Raw genomic sequence first — 24,772 nt, 5'->3', positions numbered from 1 at the left:
ATGATTGCGAGACCGTTCCTGAACGGTAGAGCGCATCATGTGGGGGAAACATGCCGGCCATTTCAGTTCATCATCGTCGCCGAACCGCGCGTATGCTGGCACTATTGTGCTCCACGGCTCTGCCGGCAGCCTTGCTGCCCACAGTCGCGTCGATGCCGGCCAAGGCGCAGGCCCTCCATGGTGCGACCGGCGGTCAGGCCAGGCCGGGTGGCGGCTCCGGCGGCAATGCGGGTGAGGCAGGCAGTGACGGGACCGGGGCGAATGCCGGGGCCGGTGGGGCCGCTGGAACGGTGGCCGATCCAGATGGCCACGACGGCGATATGGGAGAGATATCGGGGGGCGGCGGAGGCGGCGGCTACAGCAATATCGTCAGCGGCGATATCTCGACGGACATCAGGGGCGGCAATGGCGGCGACGGCGGTCAATCCACCGACCGCGTCGGCGGCGGTGGGGCGGGCGGTGACGGCGTGCGCAACCTCGAGGCGACTCCTTTCATTCATGTCAGCGCGACGGTTCGCGGCGGCAATGGCGGCAATATTCCCCCTCCTTCGAGCTCAGCCGGCGGCGGTGGCGGGGCTGGAATCGTGCTGGAGAACACCGGCACGCTCATTCTCGATTCGGGCGGCAAGGCCATCGGGGGCAAAGGCGGTGGTGACCTTTTCGGCGAAGGCGCCTTCTCCGGCGGCGGCGGTGGTGCGGGTGTCATCCTGAATGCGGGCGGTCAACTGACCGTCCAGACAGGCGCGGGCATCACCGGCGGTGCCGGGGGAGCTCTGGCTAGCGGCGGCGCCGGCGTGGTGTCGGGCGGCGCTGCCGATGTGAGCAATATGGGCGAGATCACGGGAGGCGCGGGTGGGCTGGCAGCGCCTGCCGGGGCGGGTGTCCGGCTGCTCGAAGGCGGCAGCGTTATCAACGGCGGAACGATCCAGGGTGGCGACGGCGACGGCGGCGGCTTCGGCGGAAGCAACGGTTCAATCGGCGGCATCGGCAGCGGCGGTGCCCCCGGTTTCCAGCCGAATACCGTAACGGGAGGCTTTGGGGCCGCCGGCATCGTGGGTGCCAATATCATTGTGATGAATGCCGGTACGATCGCTGGCGGCACCGGCGGCGGCCGGGCCAACGCGATCACCTTCACCGGTGGTGACAACACGCTTTACCTGCGCAACGGTTCGGTCCTTATCGGCAATGTCGTGGTGGCGGGAGGCACGGGTTCGCTGGTGCTGGGGGACTATGAGACGCTGTCCTCGACGCCGGCCTTCGACGTTTCCAAGCTCGTCGACACGGCAACGGCCGGGGCGAGCGACGAATTCGTCGGTTTCACGGATTTTGCCAAGATCGGGGACAATGCCGTGACCCTGACCGGCATCGGGGCGCAGAACTGGCGCATCGAGCAGGGAACGCTGATCGGCACCACCGACACCTTTGGCGGCAATATCAGTTTTGGAAATCCCTCGGGTGGTGGCGGCGGTATCGTTGTCTTCGATCAGGACTTCGACGGCACCTATGCCGGCACGATCGCGACGAATGCCGGTTCCACCGGTGGCTTCACCAAACTGGGCACCGGGACGTTGACGCTGACCGGCCATGCCGACATCGGCCCCGGCCCCGCGACCATCTCGGAAGGACGGCTCGACGTCGCTGGCACACTGGTATCAGGCGTTGGCAGCGTGGACTATGCCGGTGGTGCACCGGACGGCACGGCGTCGGTGCGTGTGGCCGGCGCCGGCGCAGGCTGGACGAATGGCGGCGACCTCACCGTCGGATCGACCGGCGTCGGCGCCCTGGACATCGCCGCCGGCGGCGTGGTGAGCAGCAATGGGGGCGTCATCGGTGCGGCGGTCGGGTCGACCGGGAAGGTGACGGTCACCGGTCCGGCTTCGTCATGGACCCTCGACAATTCGCTGCTGATCGGCATGGCGGGCGACGGCACGCTCGCCATCGCCGGCGGCGCGAAGGTGCTTGCCGGTGGCCCCCTGGGTTCGATTGTCGGCTTTGGGCCGGGGTCCAGCGGTGCTGTGACGGTCACCGGAACTGGCTCGCTCTGGAATAGCGACACCGGTCTCTTCTTGGGAATCGGCGGGACCGGCACGCTGACCGTGACGGATGGTGGCACGGCACGGACCGGCGGCATCATGGGGCTTGCCGCGGCAGCCGGCTCCACCGGCACGATCAATATCGGCGCGAGGGCGGGCGAGGCTGCCGCCGCCGCCGGGGTGATCGATGCCGCTTCCATCCAGTTCGGCGACGGTGCGGGCACGCTGGTGTTCAACCACACCGGCACGGACTACGCCTTCGCGGCCAGCCTGCAGAATGCACCCCAGGGGACTGGTGCGGGTACGCATCGCCTCGACCATCTGGCGGGAACCACGCGGCTGACCGGCGACAGCTCGACCTTCGACGGGATCACCACGGTGTCGGGCGGCAAGCTTTCCGTGGATGGGGCGCTCGGCGGCACGGTCAATGTCGTCGCCGGCGGCACGCTTGGTGGCAGCGGCACGGTGGGAGCGGCAGGGATCACCACAACCATCGCCGATGGCGGCCATATCGCGCCGGGCAATTCGGTAGGGAGATTGCATGTCGCCGGCAATCTGGCGCTGGCGTCCGGTTCCGTCCTCGACTTCGAACTGGGCAGCCCAGGTGCCTCGGCCGGCGCGCCGGGAACGAGCGACCATGTCGATGTCGCCGGCGATCTGACGCTGGATGGTACGGTGAACCTCGCGCAAAGTGGTGATCCGTCCGATGGCGCGGCGGGCGTGGGCTATTACCGGCTGATGACCTATGGCGGCACTCTTACCGACAAGGGCCTCGAGATCGGCACGACGTCCGTGGCAGGGGACTACGAAATCCAAGCCGGCGGCGGCAATGTCGATTTGTTTGTTGCCGCGGGCGGCGACGACACGCTGCAGCATTGGCAGGGTGGCAACGGCACCTGGAACGCGACGAACGCGCAATGGCTGAACCAGGGCAGCACCGTTCCCGTCACCTGGGCCGGCAATCATGCGGTATTCAAGAACGAGCCGGGCGGATTTGGCGGCGGGACGATCTCGGTCGAGGGAACGCAAAGCTTCAAGGGCCTGCAATTCGTCGACAATGGCTACAGGCTGGAAGGCTCCGGTACGCTGCAGGTGGACGGTTCGGAGAGGGCGGATGGCAATGCGGAAGTCCGCGTGCTGGCAAACACGACGGCCCATATCGCGACCACGATCGGCGGCACTGGCGGCATCAGCAAGACCGAGGGCGGTACGCTCGTCCTGGAAGGCAACAACAGCTACCAGGGTGGCACCAGGCTGCTCGGGGGCACGCTGTCGGTTTCGTCGGACGCCAATCTCGGCGCGGCTTCCGGCGCGCTGACCTTCAACGGTGGCACATTGCAGGTGACGGGAACGGACTTCACGTCCACGACGCGCAACATCATCTGGGGCGACAAGGGCGGCGGGTTCGACATCGCCGCCGGAGCCAATGTCTTCACGGTTTCGCAGACCCTTACCGGCTTGGGTGACCTGATCAAGACCGGGGCGGGAACGCTGAAGCTCTCCGGCGTCAACAGCTATGGCAATACCGGGGTTGCGCAGGGCACGCTGATCGGCAATGCGAGTTCGATCTCGGGCAATATCGCCAATGCCGGAACGGTCGTGTTCGATCAGGCGGCGGACGGCAGCTTCGCCGGCAATATCGGCGGCATGACGGGCACAGCGGGCACCATGATCAAGCAGGGCGCCGGCAATCTTGCCTTGACCGGAAGCTCTATCTTAGACTGGTCGATCCAGAACGGTGGACTTTCGACCGCCGCCGAGCGCTTCGGCGGCGATGCCGCCATCGGCTTGGGCACATCCCTCACCTTCGACCAGACGGCGAATGCCGCCTATGCCGGGGTGCTCACCGGAACCGGGCGGTTCGTCAAGGCGGGAACAGGCGCGCTGCTCTATGACGGCGACAGTTCGGATTTTGCCGGTACGACCGATATCACCGCCGGCGCGCTGATCGTCGGTTCCGATGCCGCGCATGCCGGCGCCATGCTCGGCGGCTCGTTCAACGTGCAGGAGGGCGGCACGCTCGGCGGCCATGGCACGCTCGGTTCGGGCGCCGGTTCGACGGTGACGATCGCCTCCGGCGGGACGCTCTCGCCCGGCAATTCCATCGGCACGCTCACGGTCGATGGCAATCTGGTCTTCGACACCGGCTCGACCTATCGGGCCGAGATCAATCCGGGGCTCGAGAGCGATCTGGTCGATGTCAGCGGCATCGCCACGATCAACGGCGGCACCGTCTACGCGCTCAAGGCTGGCGGCGTCTATACGCCCGGCAGCCGCTGGACCATCATCGACGCCGCCGGTGGCGTGAGCGGTACCTTCGATACCTTCGACCAGAACATGCCCTTCGTCGACCTGTCGCTGACCTATGACGCCAACCATGTCTATATCGATGCGGCGCGCAATGAAGTGGCGTTCTGCGATGTCGCCGTAACCCGCAACCAGTGCGCGACGGGCAACGGCCTCGAGAGCACCGGCGTGGGCAATCCCGTCTATGATGCGGTTGCCGGCCTTCCGGACGAGAACAGCGCGCGGCGGGCACTCGACCAGCTCTCCGGCGAGATCCACGCCAGCGCCAAGACCGCTTTGATCGAGGACAGCCGCTTCATCCGCGACGCCTCTGTCGACCGTATTCGTGCCGCCTTCGGAACTGTCGGGGCTTCCTCGGCCCCGATCATGGCCTATGGCCAGGATGGGGCACGGCTGGTGGCGCCGACCACGCAGGGCCTCGCCGTCTGGGGCCAGGGCTTTGGCGCCTGGGGCCATGTCGGTGGTGACGGCAATGCCGCCAAGCTCGAGACCTCAACGGGCGGTTTCCTGGTCGGCGCCGACGCACCGGCCTTCGACAATTGGCGCTTCGGCGTGTTGGCCGGCTACAGCCGAACCACCTTCAAGGTCCGCGACAGGGCCTCGTCCGGCGACAGCGACAACTACCATCTCGGCCTCTATGGCGGTAGCCAGTGGGGGGCGCTGGGCTTGCGGACCGGTGTTGCCTACACCTGGCACGACATGGACATCGGTCGCTCCGTTTCGTTCCCGGGGTTCAGCGAGAGCCTGAAGAGCAAGGTCCGGGCCGGCACCTTCCAGGCGTTCGGCGATCTGGGCTATCGCATCGACACCTCGATCGCCGCCTTCGAACCTTTCGCCAACCTGGCCTATGTGAGCCTCGACACCGGCGGCTTCACCGAACGAGGCGGAGCGGCGGCGCTCCACGCCGATAGCCAGACGACCAGCACGGCCTTCACCACGCTCGGGCTGAGGGCCTCGACGAGCTTCGACCTTTTCGGCATCGCCACCACGGTGCGGGGCTCGCTCGGCTGGCGCCACGCCTATGGCGACGTCAAGCCGCTCTCGATCCAGGCCTTTGCGGGTGGCGCCGCCTTCACCGTCGCCGGCGTTCCGATCGCCAGGAACGCCGCCGTCGTCAGCGCGGGCATCGACATGGCCGTCTCGCGCAATACCTCCCTCGGCCTCTCCTATGACGGCCAGTTTGCCTCGTCGGCCCAGCAGCATGGTTTCAAGGCCAATCTGAGCGTGAGGTTCTGAACATGGCCTCGCTGCCGGGCCTTGATGCGGGACACGCCTCCAGCAAGGTCCGGCTTCAGGCTGCGTCCAGCTTCGCCATGAATGCCTTCAGCTCGTCCGGCGGCATACGTACGATGTGTTGTTCCCGAGGATAGGCGTTGGTATCCACATCCGACACATATTCGCGGAAAGCTGCGATGCGCTCGGCCTGCAGGCGGTCATATTCGGCGGCGAAATTGCGATAGACCTTGGAATGCCTGGGCATGTGGCCGCGATTCATGCCGAGGATATCCTCGGCAAACAAATATTGCGCGTCACAGCCGGCGCCAGCGCCCATCGACAGCATGAATAGGCTGGTGCGCTGCGAGATCGCCTCGGCGACTTCCACGGGCACCACCTCGATCTCAGCCCCGAAGGCGCCGGCCGCTTCGAGCTGCTTGACAGCCTCGAACACCTGGAGGGCGCTGTCGGCCGTCTTGCCGACCGCCTTGAAGCCGCCGGTCCACGTCTTGCGCGAGGGGATCAGGCCGACATGGCCGATGACGGGAACCGCCTCATCCGCCATGCGCTTGATCGTGGCATAGGAGGCGCTGCAATAGACGGCATCGGCGCCGGCCTTGATCATGCGGAACGACCAGCGCACGAAGTCGTCGGCCGTGCCGATCTCGTAGAAGTTCTCGCCCGGCATGGAGAACAGGCTCGGCGCGGCATCGCGATAGTGCGGGTCGAGGATCAGTTCGGGCGGAATAGAGACGATGTCGACGCCGGCCCGCTCGGCCGCCTCGGCCTCCTCCAGCGTGGTGACGCGGAGCATGGTCAGCTGCCTCTTGCCCTTGAGGGCGCGCAGGTCGGCAATCGTGGGTCTGGTGCGGGTCATTGCGTGGTTCTCACTCGGCGGCCGTGGCCACGGCCAAGTCATGGAATTCGGCGCGGTAGGGCCGGGCCGCGGGCGGCAGTTCGCGCAGCAGGAAATAGTCCTCGTTGCGAAGCTGCCGCAGCACGACGGGAAACACCTCGCGATAGGCATGCCACATCGAAGGGTTGGGCTCCGGCAGGTCATGCTTGATCAGCTCATGCAGCCTCGGCAAAGCGTGATAGGGCACCATCGGGAACATGTGGTGCTCCACATGGTAGTTCATGTTCCAGTAGATGAAGCGGCTGATCGGGTTCATGTAGACGGTGCGGGTGTTGAGCCGGTGGTCCGTCACATTGTCGGCAAGGCCGATATGCTGGAGCAGCCCGGTCATCACCATGTGCCAGCAGCCATAGAGGCGCGGCAGGCCGATCAGCATCAGCGGCAGCCAGGACCAGGCGGCGAGCGCGGCGACGATGGCGGCAAGATAGATCGCCATATGCCAGCGTGCCGCCGTCACGGCCTTGTGCCGTTCCATCTCGGGAATGAAGCTCTGCTCGTCCGGCGTCAGGATCCCCAGCGCGTTGCGGCCGAGGGCGATCAGCGAATACCAGGCGTCGATGATGCCGACGAAGTTCAGCACCAGCCGGATCAGGTCCGGCGGCCTCATCACGGCGATCTCGGCATCCCGCCCGACGATGATGGTGTCGGTGTGGTGGCGGGCATGGCTCCAGCGCCAGGTGACGGGATTGCGCATCAGCATGAAGCTGGCGATCTGGTAGACCACGTCGTTCATCCAGCGGGTGCGAAAGGCGGTGCCGTGGCCGCATTCGTGCCAGCGCGAGTCGCTCGAGGAACCGTAGAGCACGCCGTAGACGAAGAAGAAGGGCAGGCACCACCAACTGCCCCAGAACCAGATGCCGCCGGCCGCGGAGGTGAGGATGGCGGCAATCCAGATGACGGTGTCGCGGATCGCAGGTCCGTCGGAGCGTTGCATCAGCTCCTTCATGACCTTGCGGGGAATATCGGTGTGGTACCACTCCGCCGACGCCAGTCCCGTCTCGATGGCCTGGCGCGTGCTTTCGCCGACCAGGCTGTAGTCCCGTTTCCTATGCATCGTCGCCATGGCCATGCCGTTCATTTCGTGTGGTTTCCGGGGTTGAGCCCACATCATAGTCGCTCACGGGGGCATCCCGGACGCACTGCAGCACGTAGTAATGCTGTGCAGATCCGGGATCGCAAGACGATGATGACTCGTTTCCTGCGCGGTCCCGTATCTGCGAAGCAGCATTTCATGCTGCATCGCGCTCGGGATGACGCAGGTGAGCAATTGCCCGGCCTCTTTCCTGTCTGCGCCAGCCCTGTCACGAGCGTCCTTCCAGGTGTGGAAACAGTCCGGATGGCAGGGGGAAGTCCTCCGGGGGCTGCCGGGCGATGCCGGTGATGAGGTTTTCCGCCGCTGCGATCTCGTCGCCGCCATCGAGGATTTTGAAGGTCGCGTCGTAGCGGCGCTCCTCGCCATGCTCCAGCCAGATCACCTCGCCGCGCTCGCGCGCGGCGAGGTCGCCGAGAACGTGATGCGTCGAGGGCTCGATGCCGAGGACATATTCGCCGGGCTGGAAGTTCTGCCATTGATAGAGGCAGGGCAGTTGGTCCTGTCGCGTCACCACCATCAGTCCCAGGCCGATGCGGTCGTTGACGAGGGCCACCGGCTGTTCCCCGGCGGCATTGGCGGCGAGCCTGTGCTGCCAGACCTGCTCGCGGAAGCCGGCCCGGGGGGCAGGGGTCACGCGATAGCCGACCGCCTGCCGGCGATAGGCCTCGCCGTCATGGGCCGCCCAGGCGACATCCTCGATGGGGGCGAGGTAGCGCGAGCCCTCGTCGAGTACCGGATGGCCGATATTGATGTGGTAGAAATACATGTGCGGCGTCCGACGGAAGCCGTGATTGACCACGCGGTCGCTGATGCGGATCTCGTTGCCGCCGAGATCGGCCTCGATGCGCCGCAGGAGATGCAGGTCCTCGCCGAACACGGCCGATTGCTGCACGATGCCCTCAGCCCAGAGCACGCAGCGCTCGCCGTTCCAGCTCTCGCCATAGCCGGTCAGGCGGGCGGGGATAGTGCCGATGCGGCCATGCAGCGAATGCTTGATGCTCTTCTTGCCCGGATAGTTGTAGCTGTCGGCCGGCGTTTCCTCCGGCCCGAGGATATGATCGAGGCCGCAGGTCACCAGGAGGCCCGAGAAGGAACGAGCCCAGGCGAGGCCGTTCTCCCCTTCATATTCGTGCAGGGCCGGGTGCCGGAAACCGGTCGGGGAATGCCAGCCGATCGATTGGCCCCGATACTCGCAATCGGCGATGTCGAGAGCCCGGTCGACCAGCACGGTGAAACGTAGGCCCGTGCCGGTGCGGAATTCCAGCATGCGGATGCCGCGTTCGACGCCGTCGCTCAATGTCATCAGCCGCACGCCGGCGAATTGCGACAGCATGCCGGCGCGTTCGCCAATCTGGCGGCGCGTGAGGGGGCGTCCGAACAGTTCGACCATTCTCAATGCGCCTTCGCGTCCTTGAGCAGCGCCTTGATGTCGACGCCCATGATGATGCCTTCCACGGTGAGGAGGTCGGTCTCCGCCACCGTCTTCTCCGCGACGACCTCGCCGCGGCGCATCACCACGAGGCGGTCGCAGACTTCGAAGACATGGTGGATGTTGTGGGTGATGAACAGCACGCTGTGGCCGGCATCGCGCATGTCCCTGACGAAGCGCAGCACGCCATGGGTCTCCTCCACGCCGAGATTGTTGGTCGGCTCGTCGAGGATGATCACCTTGGCGGCGAACTGCATGGCGCGGGAAATGGCGATGGATTGCCGCTCGCCGCCGGAGAGCGTCGAGACCAGGGCATCGGCGTCGAGCTTCTTGGAAATGCCGACGCGTTTGAGAAGGGTTGCCGCCACCCGGCGCAACTCGCCGAAGTCGATGGGGGCGAACACGCCGAGCCAGCTGAGCTTCACCGGCTCGCGGCCGAGGAAGAGGTTGCGTGCGATGCTCAGATCCGGCGCCAGGGAGGTGTCCTGATGGATCGTCTCGATGCCGAGATCCATCGCATCGCGAGCCGAGCGGATGGAGGCCTTGTCGCCGCGCACATAGATGGCGCCGCCATCGCTCGGGTGGACGCCGGAGATTGCCTTGATCAGGGTGGACTTGCCGGCACCATTGTCGCCGAGCAGGGCGACGACCTCGCCTTCGCGCAATGTCAGCGAGGCGCCCTTGAGGGCCTGCACGCTGCCGAAGGATTTCCGCAGGTTTTCGAGCCGCAGCACTTCGCTCGTCATCAGCGCCTCCCGCCATTCTTCTGCAGCAGGGCGTGCAGGATCAGCATCACCAGGATGATGCCGCCGAGGAAGATGTTGTAGGCCAGGCCCGGCACGCCGATCAGCACGATGCCGTTGCGGATGGCGCGCAGCATGAGGACGCCGACCACGGTGCCGAAGATGGTGCCGCGCCCGCCCGTGAGGGCGGTGCCGCCCACCACGACCATGGCGATGACCTCGAGCTCATAGCCGGTGCCGGCCACCGGGGAAGCGGCGGAGATGCGGAAGGCGCTGATCATGCCGGCGAGCCCGGCCAGTACCGAGGTCAGGATGAACAGCCAGATCTTCACGGCATCGGCCGGCACGCCGCGGGCAAGCGCGGCATTGCGGTTCGAGCCGATGGCGCTGATCCAGTTGCCGAGCTTGGCATAGTTCAGCAGATAGATGCACAGGGCGGTGAGGCCGATGAACCACCACAGCGAGGTGTAGAGCTTGAAGGCTCCGGCCTGGAAGCTGCCGGCCAGCAGCGTCACGAGGGGGCCGGGCTGGTCCCAGGACTTCAAGGGGAAGCCCTGGGTGATGTAGAGTGCCACGCCGCGCAGGATCAGCAGCATGGAGAGGGTGACGAGGAAGGAGGAGATGCCGATCTTCGTCACGATCACGCCGTTGACCCAGCCGATGGCGACGCAGAGGAGGAGGCCGATCAGCAGCGCCGGGCCGATATCCATCACGCCCTGCTGCACCAGCAGCATCACCAGCACCGGCGCCAGCGCGAAGACGGCGCCGACCGAAAGGTCGAATTCGCCTGCCGTGAGCAGCAGCGTCATGCCGAGCGCGATGATGCCGAGCTCGGGCAGGAACGCCATCATATTGGTGATGTTGAGCGGGGAGAGGAAATTGGCGTCGGCCACGGCGAAGCCCGCCAGGGCCACGAGGAGGATGACGAGCGACGCCATCTGGGGCGAGCGCGGCAGGCTCGCCCGCAGGTTCCTTCTGGGAGTGCTGTTTTCCACGACCAAAGCCATGACGGTCCCATTCGCTGCGAAAAGGAGGGTTCCGGCCGAGGCCGGCCCCTTCGGTTACTTGCCGGCGTAGAGCTTCAGGATCGGCTCGACGCTGGCCGCGTCGTAGAGGCTGAAGGTGTGCACGTCGTAGCCGATGGGCTGGCCCGAGGCGGCCAGGTTGAGCAGGGCGACGGGCATGAAGCCCTGCGCGGAGGGGTATTGCCAGGCGGCGGCGTTGACATAGCCTGCCTTGACCGCCTCGGCGGTTTCCTTGGAATTGCCCCAGCCCACGACCGGGATCTGGCCTGCCGAAACGCCGGCACCCTCGAACACCCGCTTGACGCTGGCGGCCACGGAGTCGCCGAGGGCGATGATCGCCGGCGGCTTGTTGGCGATCATGTAGTCCGTCATCTTGGCGATGATGCCGGCCGGATCGGTGCCGCAATCGACCACGTCATATTTGATGCCGAGTGGCTCGAAGACGCTGGCGATGCCCGCCGTCTCCAGCTGCTGGTAGCTGGCGCCGGGCACCTCGACGGGCAGGAAGACCTTGTCGCCCTGCTTCACCAGTTTCTTGTCGACCAGATATTTGGCCCAGGTGACGCCGGCCTCCTTGAGATCGGCGCCGACATAGGCCTGGCGACCGGTGGCGACGTCATCGGTGTTGTAGAAGATGATCGGGATGCCCGCCGCCTTGGCCGCCTTCACCTCTTCCGTCCACAGCCCCGGCTGCGCGGAGGTGGTGGCGATGCCGTCCGGCTTGGCGGCGATGGCCGAGTTGAAGGCCTCCTTCTGGGCGGCCATGTCGCCGCCGCTGAAGGAGATCTTGCAGGTGACCTTGAGCTGGTCGCAGGCCTTGGTGGCGCCGGCGTTCCAGTCGATCCAGAACGCGTCGGACGGCCCGCCATGGGAGAGAAGATAGAAGGTCTTCTGCTGCTCCTGCGCCTGCGGCGCCGTGATCGCCATGGCCAGCAAGGCCGCTGCGGCGGCCAGTTTCACGCCGAATTTTACCATGTCTTTCACCCTTCAAAGGCCGTTGTCGCGGAACTTGCCGTCGAGGAATGTCTTGGCGCGGGGCACGTCGTCCTCGGACAGATGCTCGATGATCACCGGAATGTTGGGGTGCTTCTGGGAAAGGCGCTGCAAATAGAGATCGTAGTTCAGCGAGCCGAGGCCGGGGGCGGGCAGTTCGATCTCGCCGACACCGCGGAAAGTATGGCTTTCGAGGGCATCTGCGTCGCCGATGTCGGCATGTTTTTCGCTCTTGTCGTCGCCCGAGCGCTTCACGTCCTTGGCATGGGCGATCCTGATCTTGTCGCTGAGCGTGTCGAAGACCTGGTTGAGGATCTGGTCCATCCGGTCGATGTTGTGGGTCTCGAAATAGTTGGTCGGATCCATCAGCAGGCCAAGGCCGGGATGGTCGACCTGGGCGAACATGCGTACGGTTTCCTCGACCGAGCCGACGACATTGTTCACATAGGTTTCGAGCAGGAAGACCGCGCCGTGGTCATAGGCCGTCTGGGCGAGGTCGGCGATCACCTTGCGGCATTCCTCGAAGCCTTCCTCGGTCTTGTTCCTGGGGTGATGCACCCAGTCGGATTCGGTGTTGAAGGTTCCCGTCTCGGAGATCACATAGGGCGAGCCGAAATGGCGGGCGTTGCGGATGATCTCCTTGAGATAGCCAACGCGCTTCTCGCGCTCGGCTTTGTCGGGATGGATGATGTTGGTGTAGCCGGAGATGCAGCAGATCGGCAGGTGGTGGTCGCGGAAGGTATCGCGCACCTTCTTTGCCTTGTCCTTGGTGATCTGGCCGGCGGAGAGGTCGACATCCTTGAAATGCAGATCGAGCTGCACGGTGTTGAAGTCGAGCGAACGGATCTTCTTCGCCGTTTCCTCCAGGCTATAGGGAAAATAGCCGGTGAAGATACCTGCCTGCATCATGGTCGATTTCCTTCCCGTATCGATATTTCTTGATTTTCAATGGATGGGTATTTCGCTGAGCCTGACGGTCCGGCTTTCCTCGATGGAGCGGTATCCCGCTTCCACCAGCGCCATCGTCCTGACATTGTCGGCGACCGAAAGGGCCGGGGCGGTCCCGGTTTCCACCGCGTGCTGAAGCTGCTCCATCACGCCGATGAAGGCGTGCGGGAACCACATGGTCTGCCATTGCGGCTTCACCCACTCGCCGCCCGTGGCCTTGGCCGAGGCATAGCTGAAGGTGGACGGGGCGCCGGTGGGCCAGCCGATGCTGCCCTTGGCCACGCCTTCGGTCCCTTCCACGCGCCAGGTGATGTGCTGGTCGTCGCGATAGCCTTCCTGTCTCGGGCCCGACCAGACATCTTCGAGCGACAAGGCCAGCACCCCGGAGGGAAAACGCAAGGTCGAGACCGTGATGCCGTCGCGATGGTCGAAGGCGGTGCGGGGGTCCTTGCGGGTCAGGGTGGTGATTTCGTCGGGATCGCCGAACAGGAAGCGCAGCACGTCGAGGTGATGCACGCTCATATTGGCGAGCGTCAGCCGATCGTAGTTGCGCAGGAAGGGCTGCCAATGGGGGATCGCATGCATGTCGATCTGGGCGAACACCACCTGCCCGAGGTCGCCTGCGTCGAGGATCTGCTTGAGCACGCGCATCGACTGGTCGTAGCGCATGTTCTGGTTGACGGAGAGGATCTTGCCGGCAGCCTCGGCTTCGTCCCGCAGCTTGATGGCTTCCGACAAGGAGAGGGCAAGCGGCTTTTGGGCAAGGATCGCCTTGACGTGCTTTTGCTTGAGGGCGTGGCGGATGAGCGCCGGTTGCTGGTCCGGCGGAAAGGCAAGGTCGAGGATCTCGACGTCGGTGTCCTCGATCAGCCCTTCGGGCGTGTCATGGACGGTCGGGATCTGCCAGCGGGTGGCAACCTTTTCGGCATTCGCCTTGGTGCGGGAAGCGATGGCGACGACGGGGAAGCCAGCCTCCTTGTAGGCGGCCAGATGGCATTCGGCCATGATCATGCCGGCGCCGATGCAGCCGATCGCGTAGCGCCTGGTGCGCACGGGGGCATCCGGTGCGAAACGCCTGGGTTCGTTCAATGCATCCTCCCGACGGTCTGTTTGTCCGACCTTTCCGGCGATATTGATGTTGATGGTTTTTGATGTCAACATCATTTGAAATCATTGTAAATCATTCGAACTGGAAGGTTTGAAGGAATTACTGAAAACACAAGGTAAAACAGGTGGATAAATAGCTGTCGGCAATTTCCCGAACCCGGGTGCCGCTTGCACTTGGCTCGCAAAAAATCCATCATTTTCAATCAGAATCACAAAAGGCGGCATCCATGCCGCATTCGGAAGGCGAGTCCCAGATTGCGTGCCACCCTGTCAGACGTTGCGCGAGAGGCCGGTTTCTCCTCGGCGACGGTCGATCGTGTCCTGAACGGGCGTCCCGGCGTGCGCGGCCGCACCCGCGAGATCATTCTCGAGACCGCCCAGCGCCTTGGCTACGCACTCGACGATGGTGCGACGCAGGAAGCGGGAAACGGGCGCAGCCTGCGCCTCGATTTTGTGCTGCCCTCCCATTCCAACGCCTTCATGCGCAAGCTGTGCGGACAGATTGCCGAGCAGGCGGCCTATCGCGCCGGCGTCGACGCGCGGATTCACACCGTTGACGACTTCACGCCGGAGAGGCTCGCCCGGGCGCTCTACGATCTGCAGGGCGCAACCAACGGCGTGGGGGTCATCGCGCTGGATCATCCCACCGTGCGCGAGGCGATCCGGTCGCTGGCGGCCACCGGCATCAAGATCGTGACGATCGTCTCCGACATCCAATCGGTGCCGCGCGTGGCCTATGTCGGTATCGACAACCGGGCGGCGGGCCGCCTGGCGGGCTATCTCGCCGGCCGCTTCATGGGCGTCGGCAGGACGGGCAAGGTGGGGTTGCTGGCCGGATCCCTGTCCTATCGCGGCCATGAGGAGCGCGAGATGGGCTTTCGCCACATCCTCGCCGAGGAGAATCCCGGGCTGCACATCGTGGAGCTTCGCGAAATGGGCGACGACAACGAACGTGCCTATGCGGAAACCAAGGCCCTGCTGCAACGCCATCCGGACATTGCCGCCATCTACAATATCGGGGCCGGCATCCCCGGCATCGCCCGCGCCCTGAAAGAATGCGGCCGGGCGAACTCGGTCGTCTTCGTCGGCCATGAGGTGACGGAGGATACCAAACCCTTGCTGCTCGACGGCACGCTCGATGCGGTCATCGACCAGAATCCGCGGGTGGAGGCGCGCGAAGCGCTGAATACGCTCATCCATTCCTTGCGGGATCAGCCGATCATTGCCCATCCGCCGCGTCTGCAGGTGGTGTTCAAGGAGAATATTCCGGAGGTCTGAGAGGCGCAGCCGCCCGGAAGGCGGTCAGGTCAGAGCAGGCCATATTGGCGCAGGAGGTTGGCGATCCGAGCATCCTGCTCGTCGTTGGGCAGCAATGCCGGCTGGCGGCTGGCGCCAACGGACGCGTCCTGCAGATAGAGGGCGCGCTTGACCATGGCGGGAGCAAATCCGAGTGTGTAGAGGTCGGTGCGAAAAGCGGCGAAAACACCCTGTTGCCTTTCGGCCTCGGCGACATTGCCGGCGTTGAAGGCGCTCAGAATTCCGGCCAGGACATGCGGCATCGCATTGCCCAGGCCCGATATGCAGCCGGCTGCCCCGTTCTGGAGTGCCCACAGCACCAGGTGATCCGGCCCGGAATAGACTTGGAATCCATCAACTTCCCTGGAAACCTGAAGGTAGGCCTCGAGCGTCTCCTTTGCGCCTCCCGAATCCTTGATGCCGGCAATATTGCCGTGGTTGGCCAGGGTCCGAGCGGTCTGGGGTTCGATGTGGTTCTGCGTGCGTGCAGGAATGTCGTAGAGGTAGATCGGCGTCTGCACCGCATCGGCGACGGTCGAGAAATGGCGGACGAGACCGTCCTGCGTGCAGGCGATGAAGAAGGGCGTGATCACGGCAATGCCATCGACGCCGATGCGGTCGAACTCACGCGCCAGCCTTATCGTCTCGAAGGTCGCCGGCATGCCGGCATTGACGATCACCCTGGTGCGGCCGCCGACCTCGTCGACCACTTCTTCGGTCAACCGGACCTTTTCCTCGAAGGTGAGCGCCGTGAAATCGCCATTGGTGCCGGCGCACATGATGTTGTTGCCGGCCTCGACCTGGCGGCGCACCTGGGCGCGCGTCGCCTTGTAGTTGATGGTTTCGTCCTCATTAAAGCAGGTTACGAGGGCCACGAAGGCTTGTCTGGACATGGGATCTTCCTTGGAATGGGGCCGGCTCTTCAGGAGGCTGTCCGCAGACGGGCGGCGCGATGGGCGGCCTGGGTATCCGGATCGGGATCGAGCGCCGCTGCAAGAAGGGCGCGGGTATAGTCCTGGCGCGGGGCTTCGAACACCTCGCGCACCGTGCCGAGCTCCACGATGCTGCCCTTTTGCATGACCATGACGTGGTCGGCAAAGTCGCGCACCACCGGCAGGTCGTGGGCTATGAAGATGAAGGCGATGCCCAGCTGCTGGCGCAGCCTGTCGAGCAGCGCGATGACCTGGGCCTGCACCGAGACGTCGAGCGCCGACACGGCCTCGTCGCAGATGATGAGCTGGGGTTCGAGCGCGAGGGCCCTTGCGATGGCGATGCGCTGGCGTTGGCCACCGGAGAACTGGTGCGGATAGCGGCCCATATGTTCGGGGCCGAGCCCCACCTGCATCAGGAGTTCGGCCACGCGCTCGCGCCATCTCACCTTGGGCAGGATATCGGGATGGATAGCCCATGCCTCGGAAATGAGCTGGTATACGGTCATGCGCGAATTGAGCGACTGGGTGGGGTCCTGGAACACCATCTGCAGGTCGCGGCGCAGCCTGTAGAGCTCGGCCGGCGGCATGGTGAAAAGATCGCGTCCCTTCCACAGCGCGCTGCCGCTGTCGGGTTCGTCGAGGCACAGCAATATGCGGGCGAGCGTGGACTTGCCCGAGCCGCTCTCGCCGACGACGGCCATCGTCTCGCCCGGCATGAGATCGAAGGACACACCTTTCAGGGCCTCGAAGGCGCCATAGCGCTTGCGCACGTCGCGCACCGACAGCACGGGCTCGGCGCGGGCGGCCGGTTCGTGCATCTGGCCTTTGCCGGGGGCCGCGGCGATGAGTTTCCGGGTGTAGGGGTGCTGGGGATTCTTGTAGACTTGGCTGACGGTTCCTGCCTCGACCAGTTCGCCTTTTTCCATCACCACGACCCGATCGGCGATTTCGGCGACGACGCCGAGATCATGCGTGATGATGAGGATGGCCATGCCGGTTTCCCGCTGCAATTCCTTCAGCAGGGCGAGGACTTCCGCCTGGACCGTGACGTCGAGCGCGGTGGTCGGCTCGTCGGCGATCAGAAGGTCCGGTCGAAGCGCGAGCGCCATGGCAATCATCGCGCGCTGGCGCTGGCCACCCGAGAATTCATGCGGGTATTTGCCAAGCGAGAACTCGGGATCGGGGATGCCGACCCGCGTCAGCAGGCGCAGCGTCTCGGCCCGGGCCGCGGTCGCGTTGGTGCCATGGGTGGTGAGGGCCTCGCGGATCTGCCAGCCGACCGTGTAGACCGGGTTGAGGTGGCTGAGCGGATCCTGGAAGATCATGGCGACGCGGCGCCCGTTCACCTCGCGCCTTTCACGTGCGGACATCTTCAGGAGATCGACGCCATCGAGCAGGATTTCGCCCGAGGCTATGCGTCCCGGCGGCATGTCGATCAGGTTCATGATGGCGGATGACGAGACCGACTTGCCCGACCCGCTCTCGCCGAGGATCGCCAGCGTTTCGCCACGGTCGAGATGGTAGGAGACGTTGCGGACCGCCTTGACCACGCCCATCCCCGTATGGAACTCGACGGAGAGGTCGCGAACGTCCAGGAGATGATCAGCCATGCTTGCGTGCCTTCATTTCCAGGCGCCAGCGTTGCGTCGGATCGAGCGCGATGCGCAGCCAGTTCGACAAAAGGTTCAGCGACAGGGTCGTCACTATGATCGCAAGACCGGGCCAGAAGGACAGCCACCAGGCATTGGTGAGATATTGCCGGCCCTGCGAGATCATCAGGCCCCAGGTGATCTCGGGCGGCTGAATGCCGATGCCGAGGAAAGACAAGGCACTCTCGGCCAGCATGACATAGGCAAAGTCCAGCGTGGCGAGCGTGGTCAGCGTCGGCAGGACGACGGGCAGGATATGTCGGAAGAGGATGCGCGTCCTGGACGCTCCCATCACCCTGGCAGCTTGCACGAACATGCGTTCGCGGATCTCGAGCACTTCGGCCCGCGTGGTTCTGAGGTAGACCGGGATGCGGGTGATTGCCAGCACCAGCATCAGGTTCAGGATCGATGGCCCCAGGATATAGAGCACGATCACGGCGATCAGCAGCGACGGGAAGGACATGATGACGTCCGCGAGCCGCATGATCACCTGGTTGACGCGCGGGGAGGAAAAACCGGCCACAAGCCCGAGCAGGGTGCCGACGCCGGCCGACAGGGCGACTGCGCCGGCGGCCACCAACAGCGTGTTGCGCGTGGCGACGACGATGCGTGCGAGCAGGGGGCGGCCGAGTGCGTCTGCACCCATCCACCATACCCAGCCGCGTTCCCAGTCGAAGGGGGCCGCGTTGCGCCCGCGAAGGTTCTGCTTGGTCGCCAGCTCGCCGAGCCAGCTCGGTCCTATGATGGCGAGGACCACGAACAGGAGCAGCACGATGGCGGCGCAAAGGGCAAATTTGTCGGCCAGCAGCATGCGGGCCATGCGCGTCAGGAAGGAGGGCTCGGCGGCGATCGTGGTATCGGCCGTGGGGTGGGTCATGGCCGCTGTCCTCAGTGACGGATCCGCGGATCGAGCAGCGCATAGGCAAAGTCGATCAGCAGATTCATGAGGAAGATCGCCAGAGCCGTGACGAGGATCGCCGCCAGCACGACATTGAAGTCACGCTGCAGAATGGAATCGATCATCAGCTTGCCGATACCCGGGAAGCCGAAAATGGTCTCGACGATGACGGCACCGTTGAGCAGGCTCGCGGCCTGGTCGCCGATCACGGTGATGACCGGGAGCATGGCATTGCGCAGGGCATGGATGAAGATGATCGGCCCCGATCTGACGCCCTTGGCGCGGGCGGTCTTCACATAGGCCGAGGAGAGGGCGCTGATCATCGATCCGCGTACTACCTGCACGATGATGCCGAAGGGGCGGATGAACAGCACGCAGATCGGCAGGATCCAGTGCAGGAGGGAACCCGTGCCCGAGGTCGGCAGCCAGGACAGCTTTACCGAAAACACGACGATCGCCACGATCGCGATCCAGAAATCGGGCACCGAGGCACCGAGCAGGGAGATGAGGGAGGAGAGCCGGTCGAAGAAGCCGCCGACGCGGAAGGCGGCAAGCGACCCCACGACGATGGCGGCACTGGTGACGAGCGTCATCGTGATGGCAGCCAGCCAGAGGGTCCACACGAAGGCTTCGAGCACGACGTCGAGGGCGGGGCGGGCCTTGCGCAGGGACTCGCCGAAATCGCCGACCGCCACGTCCCCGACATAGCGCAGGAACTGGACCAGCAAAGGATCGTTCAATCCGTGCAGCTGGCGGAACTGCTCCTTCATTTCAGCCGAGGCCTCGACCGGAAGGAACAGGGCGGCCGGGTCGCCGGTCAGACGCGACAGGAAGAAGACCATGACGATCAGTCCGACCAGAGAGATCAGACTGGCCATGGCGCGTTTTCGAATGAAGCTCAGCATGGCGTCCTCAAGGAGGCAGGCGGCGGCATGACCCGCCGCCTCGATGGCTGTTGCGACCGGCAAGCCTGTCGTTCGAGCGGACAAGTCTACTTGATCTTGATCTCGGAGAGCTGGAGCATGGAGTTGGTCGCCATGGTCGGCTTGTAGTCCAGGCGCTCGGAAACGCGCGAAAAGCCGACCATGTGGAACAGCAGCACGTCGGCGACGACGTCGTCATGCAGATAGGCGAACAGCTGCGACCATAGCTTGGCCCGCTCGTCGCCGACCGCGGCGGAAGCCTGCTTGATAATATCGTCGACTTTCGGATCGGAAAAGCCGGATTGGGTGCCGTTGGTCGCGTATTTGAAGAACATCGAGAAGGAAGGGTCGCCTTTGGCATTGTCGTGCATGGCGGCGACGATCTGGGGCCCGCGGCCTTCCTTGAAGGGCTTGGAGTAATATTGTTCGTGCTCGGCGACCTCGACGAACTTCAGGTCGACCTTGAAACCGACATCCTGCAATTGCGCCTGGATGGCCTCCATGATCTCGGTGACATTGGGAAAATTCGCGGTGCGGGCGATGATGGTGATCGGCGTGTCGAGGTTGACGCCATCCGCCTTGGCTTCTGCCAGCAATTTCTTGGCGCCATCGGGGTCGTAAGGGAAGACCTTGACGTTCGGATTCCAGCCGAGCGTCGGCGGGGGGACGATCGCGGTGGCGAGCAGGGCATCCTTGGGAACCAGCGTGCCGAGGAAGGCCTGGCGGTCGATGGCCAGATTGAGGGCGCGGCGGATGCGGACATCGTTCAGCGGCGGGATGTTGTGGTCGATGCGCAGATAGACCGTTTCGCTGTCGAGATAGGAGAAATCGGTTGCCGCATTGGTGGCGTCGAGCTGCGAGATCGACGGCGACAGATCCGCTTCGCCGGTCTGGACCATGGCGGCACGAACGGAGGGATCGGCGCGGAACAGATAGGTCGCCTGCGTCACTTCCGGTTTCGTGCCCCAATAGTCGTCGCGGCTGGTGAGGACGATCTGCTGCCCCGGCGTCCAGTTGGTCAATTTATAGGGACCCGTGCCGACCGGCTCGCGCACGAATTCGAGCGGCGTCTCCTCGGGCACGATGGTGACGAGAGACACCAGCAGCGGCAGGATCGGCTGGGCAGGATCGGCCTTGAAGTCGATGGTGTAGTCGTCGACGATGGTAGGGGTCACCGTCATGCCGCCGAAATAGCGACGCGATTCACAGGCGTTCTTGTCGCTCATGATGCGATCGAAGCTGTGCTTGACGTCCTTGGCATCGAAGGTCGTGCCGTCGGAGAATTTGACGCCATGGCGCAGATGAAAGCGCCAGCTGCCATCGGCGTTCTGCTCCCATTTTTCGGCGAGGCGCGGCATCAGGCCCTTGTGGTTGCGAAGGTCGAGCTCGGTGAGCGTCTCGCTCACGTTCTGCATGATGACGCGCCCGATATTGGAGCGGGTTGCCATGCAGGGCTCGAGCAGATCCGCCTCCTCGGCCAGTACGATCTTGATGGGTCCGGATCCGGCGAAAGCGGGTGAGAGGGCCGAGCCCAGCATCAGCGCCCCCAAGACAAGCATTTTCTTCACGGCAGTCCTCCCTCCGACGTCCTTTCGCCGGTTGCCCAAACCATCGACCTTTCCTACAAATTTGTCAATTTATTTCACAATGTAAACTCTATTGCGGGCGTCTTCAAAAAATTTTGATTTTAAAATCAATGATTTATATGAAAAATCTCTACAAAATGAGAATTTGTATAACATACAAAAACTTGACAACTTTATGTTTTTGGCGATGTTGGCCTCATATGGGAGGGAACGAATGGACCCCGAAGAAATAGCCCGGAACATGAATGGCCGGCTCCAAAGCGTATCGCCGGGGCGCCAGGAGGCTTTGCTGCCTTCGCCCATGATCCAGAATCATGCGGCCTATCTGCACCTGCTCCACGATGGCGCCCTGCTATGCGCCTGGTTCGGCGGCACGCTGGAAGGCAAGTCCGATATTTCGATCTTCGCCAGCGTGTTGCCGAAAGGGGCGTCGTGCTGGGGCCCGCCGCAACGGCTGAGTTTCGATCCTGCGCATTCGGAGCAAAATCCCGTGCTCTTCACGGCTCCGGACGGCAAGCTATGGCTCTTCCATACCTCCCAGCCTTCCGGCAACCAGGATGAATGCAGGATCCGCATGGCCGAGATCCACCGCGATGTCGCGCAGCCGCTGACGCTCACGGCCGGGAAGGGAGGCTATCTCGATTTGCCGCGTGGCTGTTTCGTTCGGGCGCCGGTGACGGTGCGCGACGACGGGGCCTGGCTGTTGCCCATCTTTCGTTGCATCCAGCGGCCGGGCCAGAAATGGAACGGCAGCCATGACACGGCCGCCGTCGGCATCAGCCTCGACGAGGGCAGGACCTGGCGGCTCGAAGACCTGGACCAGTCGATCGGTTGCGTGCACATGTCGCCGGTCCGGCTGGGCGAGGACCGTCTTGCCGCTTTCTTCCGCCGGCGCCAGGCGGATTGGGTCTTCAGGACCCAGAGCATGGACGGAGGCAGGTCCTGGTCCGTGCCGCAGGCGACCGACGTGCCGAACAACAATTCCTCCATCGCTGCGATACGTCTCGCCGATGGCAGGGTGGCGATGATCTGCAATCCCGTGAGCGCGGCGCAGTCGACGGACCGGCGTGCCTCGCTCTATGACGAACTCGGCGAGGACGACCACCGTCCCGATGCGGATCCGGCCGGCGGCTGCACGCCCATCTGGGGCGTGCCGCGGGCACCGGTCTGCCTGTGCCTGTCGGACGACGGCGGTGAAACCTTCCCGGTTCGCCTTGTCGTCGAGGATGGCCCCGGCACCTGCCTTTCCAACGACTCGACCGACGGCCGCAACAAGGAAATGTCGTATCCCTGGCTGTTGGCGGAACCTGACGGTACCATGCATCTGGCCTACACCTATCATCGGCGTGCCATCAAATATGTCCGGCTGGCTTCGGGCTGGGACAAGGCTGCCGTTCGGAGTCCTTCATGAGCAACATCATCGGCATAACCATGGGCGACCCCTGCGGCGTCGGTCCCGAAATTTCGATCCGCGCGCTCGCCGGCATGTCGCCCCAGGAGCGCGAGACGATCCGCATCTACGGCAACCTGGCCACGCTGGAGGCAGCACGGGCGGCACTCGGCCTCGATGTCGATCTTGCCGCCCATGTCGTGGACCTACCGGTCGAGGGCGCGCCGCTGCCCTGGGGGAAGCTGAGCCCGGTCGCCGGCGACGCCGCCTTCCGCTTCATCGAGAAGGCGGTGCGCGATGCCGAAGCCGGAGCGATCGGCTGCATCGTCACCGCGCCGATCAGCAAGGAGGCCCTGAACCTCGCCGGCCATCATTATGATGGACATACCGGCATGCTGCGCAGCCTGACCGGATCGAAGGCGGCCTACATGTTGCTGGCCTCCGAGCGTCTGAAGGTCATTCACGTCTCGACCCATGTCTCGCTGCAGGAGGCGATCCGCCGTTCGACCACCGAGCGCGTGCTGGCAACCATCCGCGCCGGCGACGCGCATCTCAGGCGCATCGGCTATGCCGCGCCCAAGATCGCGGTGGCCGGCATCAACCCTCATTGCGGGGAGAACGGCCTGTTCGGCACAGAGGATGACGACCAGATCGCGCCCGCGGTCAGGGCGGCTCGTGACGAAGGCATCGATGCCCATGGTCCGATTTCCGCCGATACCGTGTTCCACCGCGCCTATTCGGGCGTGTTCGACCTGGTCGTCGCCCAGTATCACGACCAGGGGCACATTCCGGTCAAACTCGTCGCCTTCGACACGGCCGTGAACGTTTCGGTGGAACTGCCGATCGACCGCACATCGGTCGATCATGGCACGGCCTTCGACATTGCCGGCAAAGGCATTGCCAATCACGGCAACATGATTTCGGCCATTGCCTACGCCCGCAAGCTGGTGTCCGGCGCGGCCAGGCGGGGATGACGCATGACCATCGCTCCTATCACTCTCCATCAGCCCCGCCGTCTTGCCGTGGGCGCCGGTACGGCCGCTGAGGTCGGCAACTGGGCCGGCGATGCCAGGTCGGTCCTGGTGGTCGCTACGCCTGTTACGGCGGGCTTTGCCGATCGTTTGAAGCTGTCCGGCCGCGTTACCGTGTTCGATGCCATTCCCGGTGAGCCGGATACGACGACATTGGATGCAGCGCTCGAAGCTGCGCGCCGCGGCGAGCCGGACCTGATCGTCGGTCTGGGCGGCGGCTCGGTTCTCGATGTCGCCAAACTCGTGGCCGCGCTCTGGGATTCACCGCAGACGCTCGCCGACGTCGCCGGGCCGAACCGGGTTGCGGGCCGTCATACGCGCCTTGCCCAGGTCGCCACCACGGCCGGCACCGGCTCGGAGGCAGGCATTCGTTCCCTGATCACCGATCCCGGCAGGGGCAACAAGATCGCGGTCGAAAGCCCGCATATGATCGCCGATCTCGCCGTGCTGGATCCGGAGCTGACCTATTCCGTGCCGCCGGCGGTGACGGCAGCAACCGGCATCGACGCCATGGCGCATTGCGTCGAAGCCTTCACCAACCGGCGCTCTCATCCGATGATCGATGGGTTTGCCCGCATGGGCTTTGGGCTCGTCGGCAAATATCTCGCGCGTGCCGTCCGGGACGGCACCGATACCGAGGCGCGCGAAGGGCTGATGCTCGGCTCCTATTATGGCGGCATCTGCCTGGGGCCGGTGAACACCGCTGCCGGCCACGCCATCGCCTATCCGCTCGGTACGCGGCTCGGCCTGCCGCATGGGTTGGCGAATGCGATCATCTTTCCGCACGTGCTGGCCTTCAACCAGCCGGCGGTTGCGGGCAAGACGGCCGAGGTGGCGCATGCGCTGGGATTTGGACAGGGTCTTTCCAGCGCCGAACTGGTCAAGGCTGCCCATGAATTCTGCCGAGGCCTCGGCATCGAGATGTCGCTTGCCGCCCATGGCGCCAAGAAGGACGACCTTACGCTCTATGCGAGCGAGGCACATGCCAATCGTCGCCTGATGGACAACAATCCGATCGACATGAATGTCGACGACGTGCTCGGAATCTACCGGGCCGCCCTTTAGGTCGGCTGTTGTATCGCGCCTGATTGTAAAACCCCGGCAGAGCCGGGGTTCAGACTGCTGACAAACCAGTAGCGTTTGTCAGCAGTTTTTGATTCACTGGGTCATGTTGAAGAAGGCCGGCCCCGAGCAGACAGCGATCGAGATGGTGACGCTCGATACGCTTGTTCCCAAAGATCATCTGCTGCGCAAGATC

18 protein-coding genes are annotated in these 24,772 nt (G+C 64.4%); 5 read left to right on the top strand and 13 right to left on the bottom strand.

Annotated elements, in window-relative coordinates:
* Window positions 1-92: 92 nt before the first annotated feature.
* Window positions 93-5,576 carry an autotransporter domain-containing protein gene (locus tag U1R88_RS20405; protein WP_322432889.1) on the top strand — a complete coding sequence of 1,828 codons (5,484 nt, stop codon included), beginning with the start codon at window positions 93-95 and terminating at the stop codon, window positions 5,574-5,576.
* A 55-nt stretch (window positions 5,577-5,631) separates the two neighbouring features.
* Here U1R88_RS20405 and U1R88_RS20400 read toward each other — a convergent pair whose 3' ends face one another.
* From U1R88_RS20400 to U1R88_RS20365, 8 genes are all read right to left on the bottom strand, one after another.
* The gene (locus U1R88_RS20400; RefSeq protein WP_322432888.1) at window positions 5,632-6,432 is read right to left on the bottom strand and encodes a 3-methyl-2-oxobutanoate hydroxymethyltransferase; all 801 of its coding nucleotides are present in this window, start codon (window positions 6,430-6,432) and stop codon (window positions 5,632-5,634) included.
* A 10-nt stretch (window positions 6,433-6,442) separates the two neighbouring features.
* Window positions 6,443-7,540: a fatty acid desaturase family protein gene (locus U1R88_RS20395; protein ID WP_425545463.1), complete on the bottom strand. Its 1,098-nt coding sequence runs from the start codon at window positions 7,538-7,540 to the stop codon at window positions 6,443-6,445.
* A gap of 232 nt (window positions 7,541-7,772) precedes the next feature.
* Complete coding sequence (locus U1R88_RS20390) at window positions 7,773-8,954, bottom strand: aldose 1-epimerase family protein (RefSeq protein WP_322432887.1); 1,182 nt, start codon at window positions 8,952-8,954, stop codon at window positions 7,773-7,775.
* Between the two features lie 2 nt (window positions 8,955-8,956).
* Window positions 8,957-9,739, bottom strand: coding sequence for an ATP-binding cassette domain-containing protein (locus U1R88_RS20385; protein WP_322432886.1), 783 nt, complete (start codon window positions 9,737-9,739; stop codon window positions 8,957-8,959).
* On the bottom strand, window positions 9,739-10,743 hold the full coding sequence (locus tag U1R88_RS20380; RefSeq protein WP_322432885.1) for an ABC transporter permease: 1,005 nt from the start codon (window positions 10,741-10,743) through the stop codon (window positions 9,739-9,741). Before U1R88_RS20380 ends, U1R88_RS20385 begins: the two co-directional genes overlap by 1 nt.
* 54 nt (window positions 10,744-10,797) lie before the next feature.
* Window positions 10,798-11,736: a sugar ABC transporter substrate-binding protein gene (locus U1R88_RS20375; protein ID WP_322432884.1), complete on the bottom strand. Its 939-nt coding sequence runs from the start codon at window positions 11,734-11,736 to the stop codon at window positions 10,798-10,800.
* A gap of 12 nt (window positions 11,737-11,748) precedes the next feature.
* The gene (locus tag U1R88_RS20370; RefSeq protein WP_322432883.1) at window positions 11,749-12,663 is read right to left on the bottom strand and encodes a sugar phosphate isomerase/epimerase family protein; all 915 of its coding nucleotides are present in this window, start codon (window positions 12,661-12,663) and stop codon (window positions 11,749-11,751) included.
* A 36-nt stretch (window positions 12,664-12,699) separates the two neighbouring features.
* Complete coding sequence (locus U1R88_RS20365; protein ID WP_322432882.1) at window positions 12,700-13,791, bottom strand: Gfo/Idh/MocA family protein; 1,092 nt, start codon at window positions 13,789-13,791, stop codon at window positions 12,700-12,702.
* A 273-nt stretch (window positions 13,792-14,064) separates the two neighbouring features.
* Between U1R88_RS20365 and U1R88_RS20360 the strand changes: the two genes are divergently transcribed.
* Entirely contained in the window at window positions 14,065-15,087 is a 1,023-nt protein-coding gene (locus U1R88_RS20360) for a LacI family DNA-binding transcriptional regulator (protein ID WP_322432881.1), read from the top strand.
* Window positions 15,088-15,116: 29 nt separating this feature from the next.
* On the opposite strand, the gene U1R88_RS20355 is transcribed toward U1R88_RS20360, so the two are convergent.
* The 5 genes from U1R88_RS20355 to U1R88_RS20335 all read right to left on the bottom strand — a co-directional run bounded on the left by U1R88_RS20355 (window position 15,117) and on the right by U1R88_RS20335 (window position 21,066).
* Window positions 15,117-15,998 (bottom strand): dihydrodipicolinate synthase family protein, encoded by an 882-nt coding sequence (locus U1R88_RS20355; RefSeq protein ID WP_322432880.1) that lies wholly within the window; start codon window positions 15,996-15,998, stop codon window positions 15,117-15,119.
* A gap of 29 nt (window positions 15,999-16,027) precedes the next feature.
* On the bottom strand, window positions 16,028-17,647 hold the full coding sequence (locus U1R88_RS20350; protein ID WP_322432879.1) for an ABC transporter ATP-binding protein: 1,620 nt from the start codon (window positions 17,645-17,647) through the stop codon (window positions 16,028-16,030).
* Window positions 17,640-18,563, bottom strand: coding sequence for an ABC transporter permease (locus tag U1R88_RS20345; protein ID WP_322432878.1), 924 nt, complete (start codon window positions 18,561-18,563; stop codon window positions 17,640-17,642). The genes U1R88_RS20350 and U1R88_RS20345 overlap by 8 nt, the downstream gene beginning before the upstream one ends.
* Before the next feature lie 11 nt (window positions 18,564-18,574).
* Window positions 18,575-19,489 carry an ABC transporter permease gene (locus U1R88_RS20340; RefSeq protein WP_322433068.1) on the bottom strand — a complete coding sequence of 305 codons (915 nt, stop codon included), beginning with the start codon at window positions 19,487-19,489 and terminating at the stop codon, window positions 18,575-18,577.
* Window positions 19,490-19,575: 86 nt separating this feature from the next.
* The gene (locus tag U1R88_RS20335; RefSeq protein WP_425545462.1) at window positions 19,576-21,066 is read right to left on the bottom strand and encodes an ABC transporter substrate-binding protein; all 1,491 of its coding nucleotides are present in this window, start codon (window positions 21,064-21,066) and stop codon (window positions 19,576-19,578) included.
* Window positions 21,067-21,307: 241 nt separating this feature from the next.
* On the opposite strand from U1R88_RS20335, the gene U1R88_RS20330 reads away from it, so the two are divergent.
* From U1R88_RS20330 to U1R88_RS20320, 3 genes are read left to right on the top strand one after another with little or no spacing between them, the layout of a single operon-like run.
* Entirely contained in the window at window positions 21,308-22,504 is a 1,197-nt protein-coding gene (locus U1R88_RS20330) for a sialidase family protein (RefSeq protein WP_322432876.1), read from the top strand.
* A complete protein-coding gene (gene pdxA, locus U1R88_RS20325) occupies window positions 22,501-23,457 on the top strand; it encodes a 4-hydroxythreonine-4-phosphate dehydrogenase PdxA (RefSeq protein ID WP_068281583.1) in 957 nt (318 codons plus the stop codon). The genes U1R88_RS20330 and pdxA overlap by 4 nt, the downstream gene beginning before the upstream one ends.
* Before the next feature lie 3 nt (window positions 23,458-23,460).
* Window positions 23,461-24,579: an iron-containing alcohol dehydrogenase gene (locus U1R88_RS20320; RefSeq protein ID WP_322432875.1), complete on the top strand. Its 1,119-nt coding sequence runs from the start codon at window positions 23,461-23,463 to the stop codon at window positions 24,577-24,579.
* Window positions 24,580-24,772 lie beyond the last annotated feature (193 nt).

This window comes from Labrys sedimenti (genome assembly GCF_034424805.1).
GTDB lineage: Bacteria > Pseudomonadota > Alphaproteobacteria > Rhizobiales > Labraceae > Labrys > Labrys sedimenti.
Note: the sequence above shows the minus strand (reverse complement) of the source record. Positions and strands in the feature narration are given on the sequence as shown.

What these genes read in the sequence shown, in the direction of transcription:
- pdxA (WP_068281583.1), top strand. Translation starts at nt 22,501, where the DNA reads ATGAGCAACATCATCGGCATAACCATGGGCGACCCCTGCGGCGTCGGT.
- U1R88_RS20350 (WP_322432879.1), bottom strand. Translation starts at nt 17,647, where the DNA reads ATGGCTGATCATCTCCTGGACGTTCGCGACCTCTCCGTCGAGTTCCAT.
- U1R88_RS20405 (WP_322432889.1), top strand. Translation starts at nt 93, where the DNA reads ATGCTGGCACTATTGTGCTCCACGGCTCTGCCGGCAGCCTTGCTGCCC.
- U1R88_RS20400 (WP_322432888.1), bottom strand. Translation starts at nt 6,432, where the DNA reads ATGACCCGCACCAGACCCACGATTGCCGACCTGCGCGCCCTCAAGGGC.
- U1R88_RS20375 (WP_322432884.1), bottom strand. Translation starts at nt 11,736, where the DNA reads ATGGTAAAATTCGGCGTGAAACTGGCCGCCGCAGCGGCCTTGCTGGCC.
- U1R88_RS20370 (WP_322432883.1), bottom strand. Translation starts at nt 12,663, where the DNA reads ATGATGCAGGCAGGTATCTTCACCGGCTATTTTCCCTATAGCCTGGAG.
- U1R88_RS20335 (WP_425545462.1), bottom strand. Translation starts at nt 21,066, where the DNA reads ATGCTTGTCTTGGGGGCGCTGATGCTGGGCTCGGCCCTCTCACCCGCT.
- U1R88_RS20385 (WP_322432886.1), bottom strand. Translation starts at nt 9,739, where the DNA reads ATGACGAGCGAAGTGCTGCGGCTCGAAAACCTGCGGAAATCCTTCGGC.
- U1R88_RS20390 (WP_322432887.1), bottom strand. Translation starts at nt 8,954, where the DNA reads ATGGTCGAACTGTTCGGACGCCCCCTCACGCGCCGCCAGATTGGCGAA.
- U1R88_RS20345 (WP_322432878.1), bottom strand. Translation starts at nt 18,563, where the DNA reads ATGACCCACCCCACGGCCGATACCACGATCGCCGCCGAGCCCTCCTTC.
- U1R88_RS20395 (WP_425545463.1), bottom strand. Translation starts at nt 7,540, where the DNA reads ATGGCCATGGCGACGATGCATAGGAAACGGGACTACAGCCTGGTCGGC.
- U1R88_RS20330 (WP_322432876.1), top strand. Translation starts at nt 21,308, where the DNA reads ATGGACCCCGAAGAAATAGCCCGGAACATGAATGGCCGGCTCCAAAGC.
- U1R88_RS20355 (WP_322432880.1), bottom strand. Translation starts at nt 15,998, where the DNA reads ATGTCCAGACAAGCCTTCGTGGCCCTCGTAACCTGCTTTAATGAGGAC.
- U1R88_RS20340 (WP_322433068.1), bottom strand. Translation starts at nt 19,489, where the DNA reads ATGCTGAGCTTCATTCGAAAACGCGCCATGGCCAGTCTGATCTCTCTG.
- U1R88_RS20320 (WP_322432875.1), top strand. Translation starts at nt 23,461, where the DNA reads ATGACCATCGCTCCTATCACTCTCCATCAGCCCCGCCGTCTTGCCGTG.
- U1R88_RS20380 (WP_322432885.1), bottom strand. Translation starts at nt 10,743, where the DNA reads ATGGCTTTGGTCGTGGAAAACAGCACTCCCAGAAGGAACCTGCGGGCG.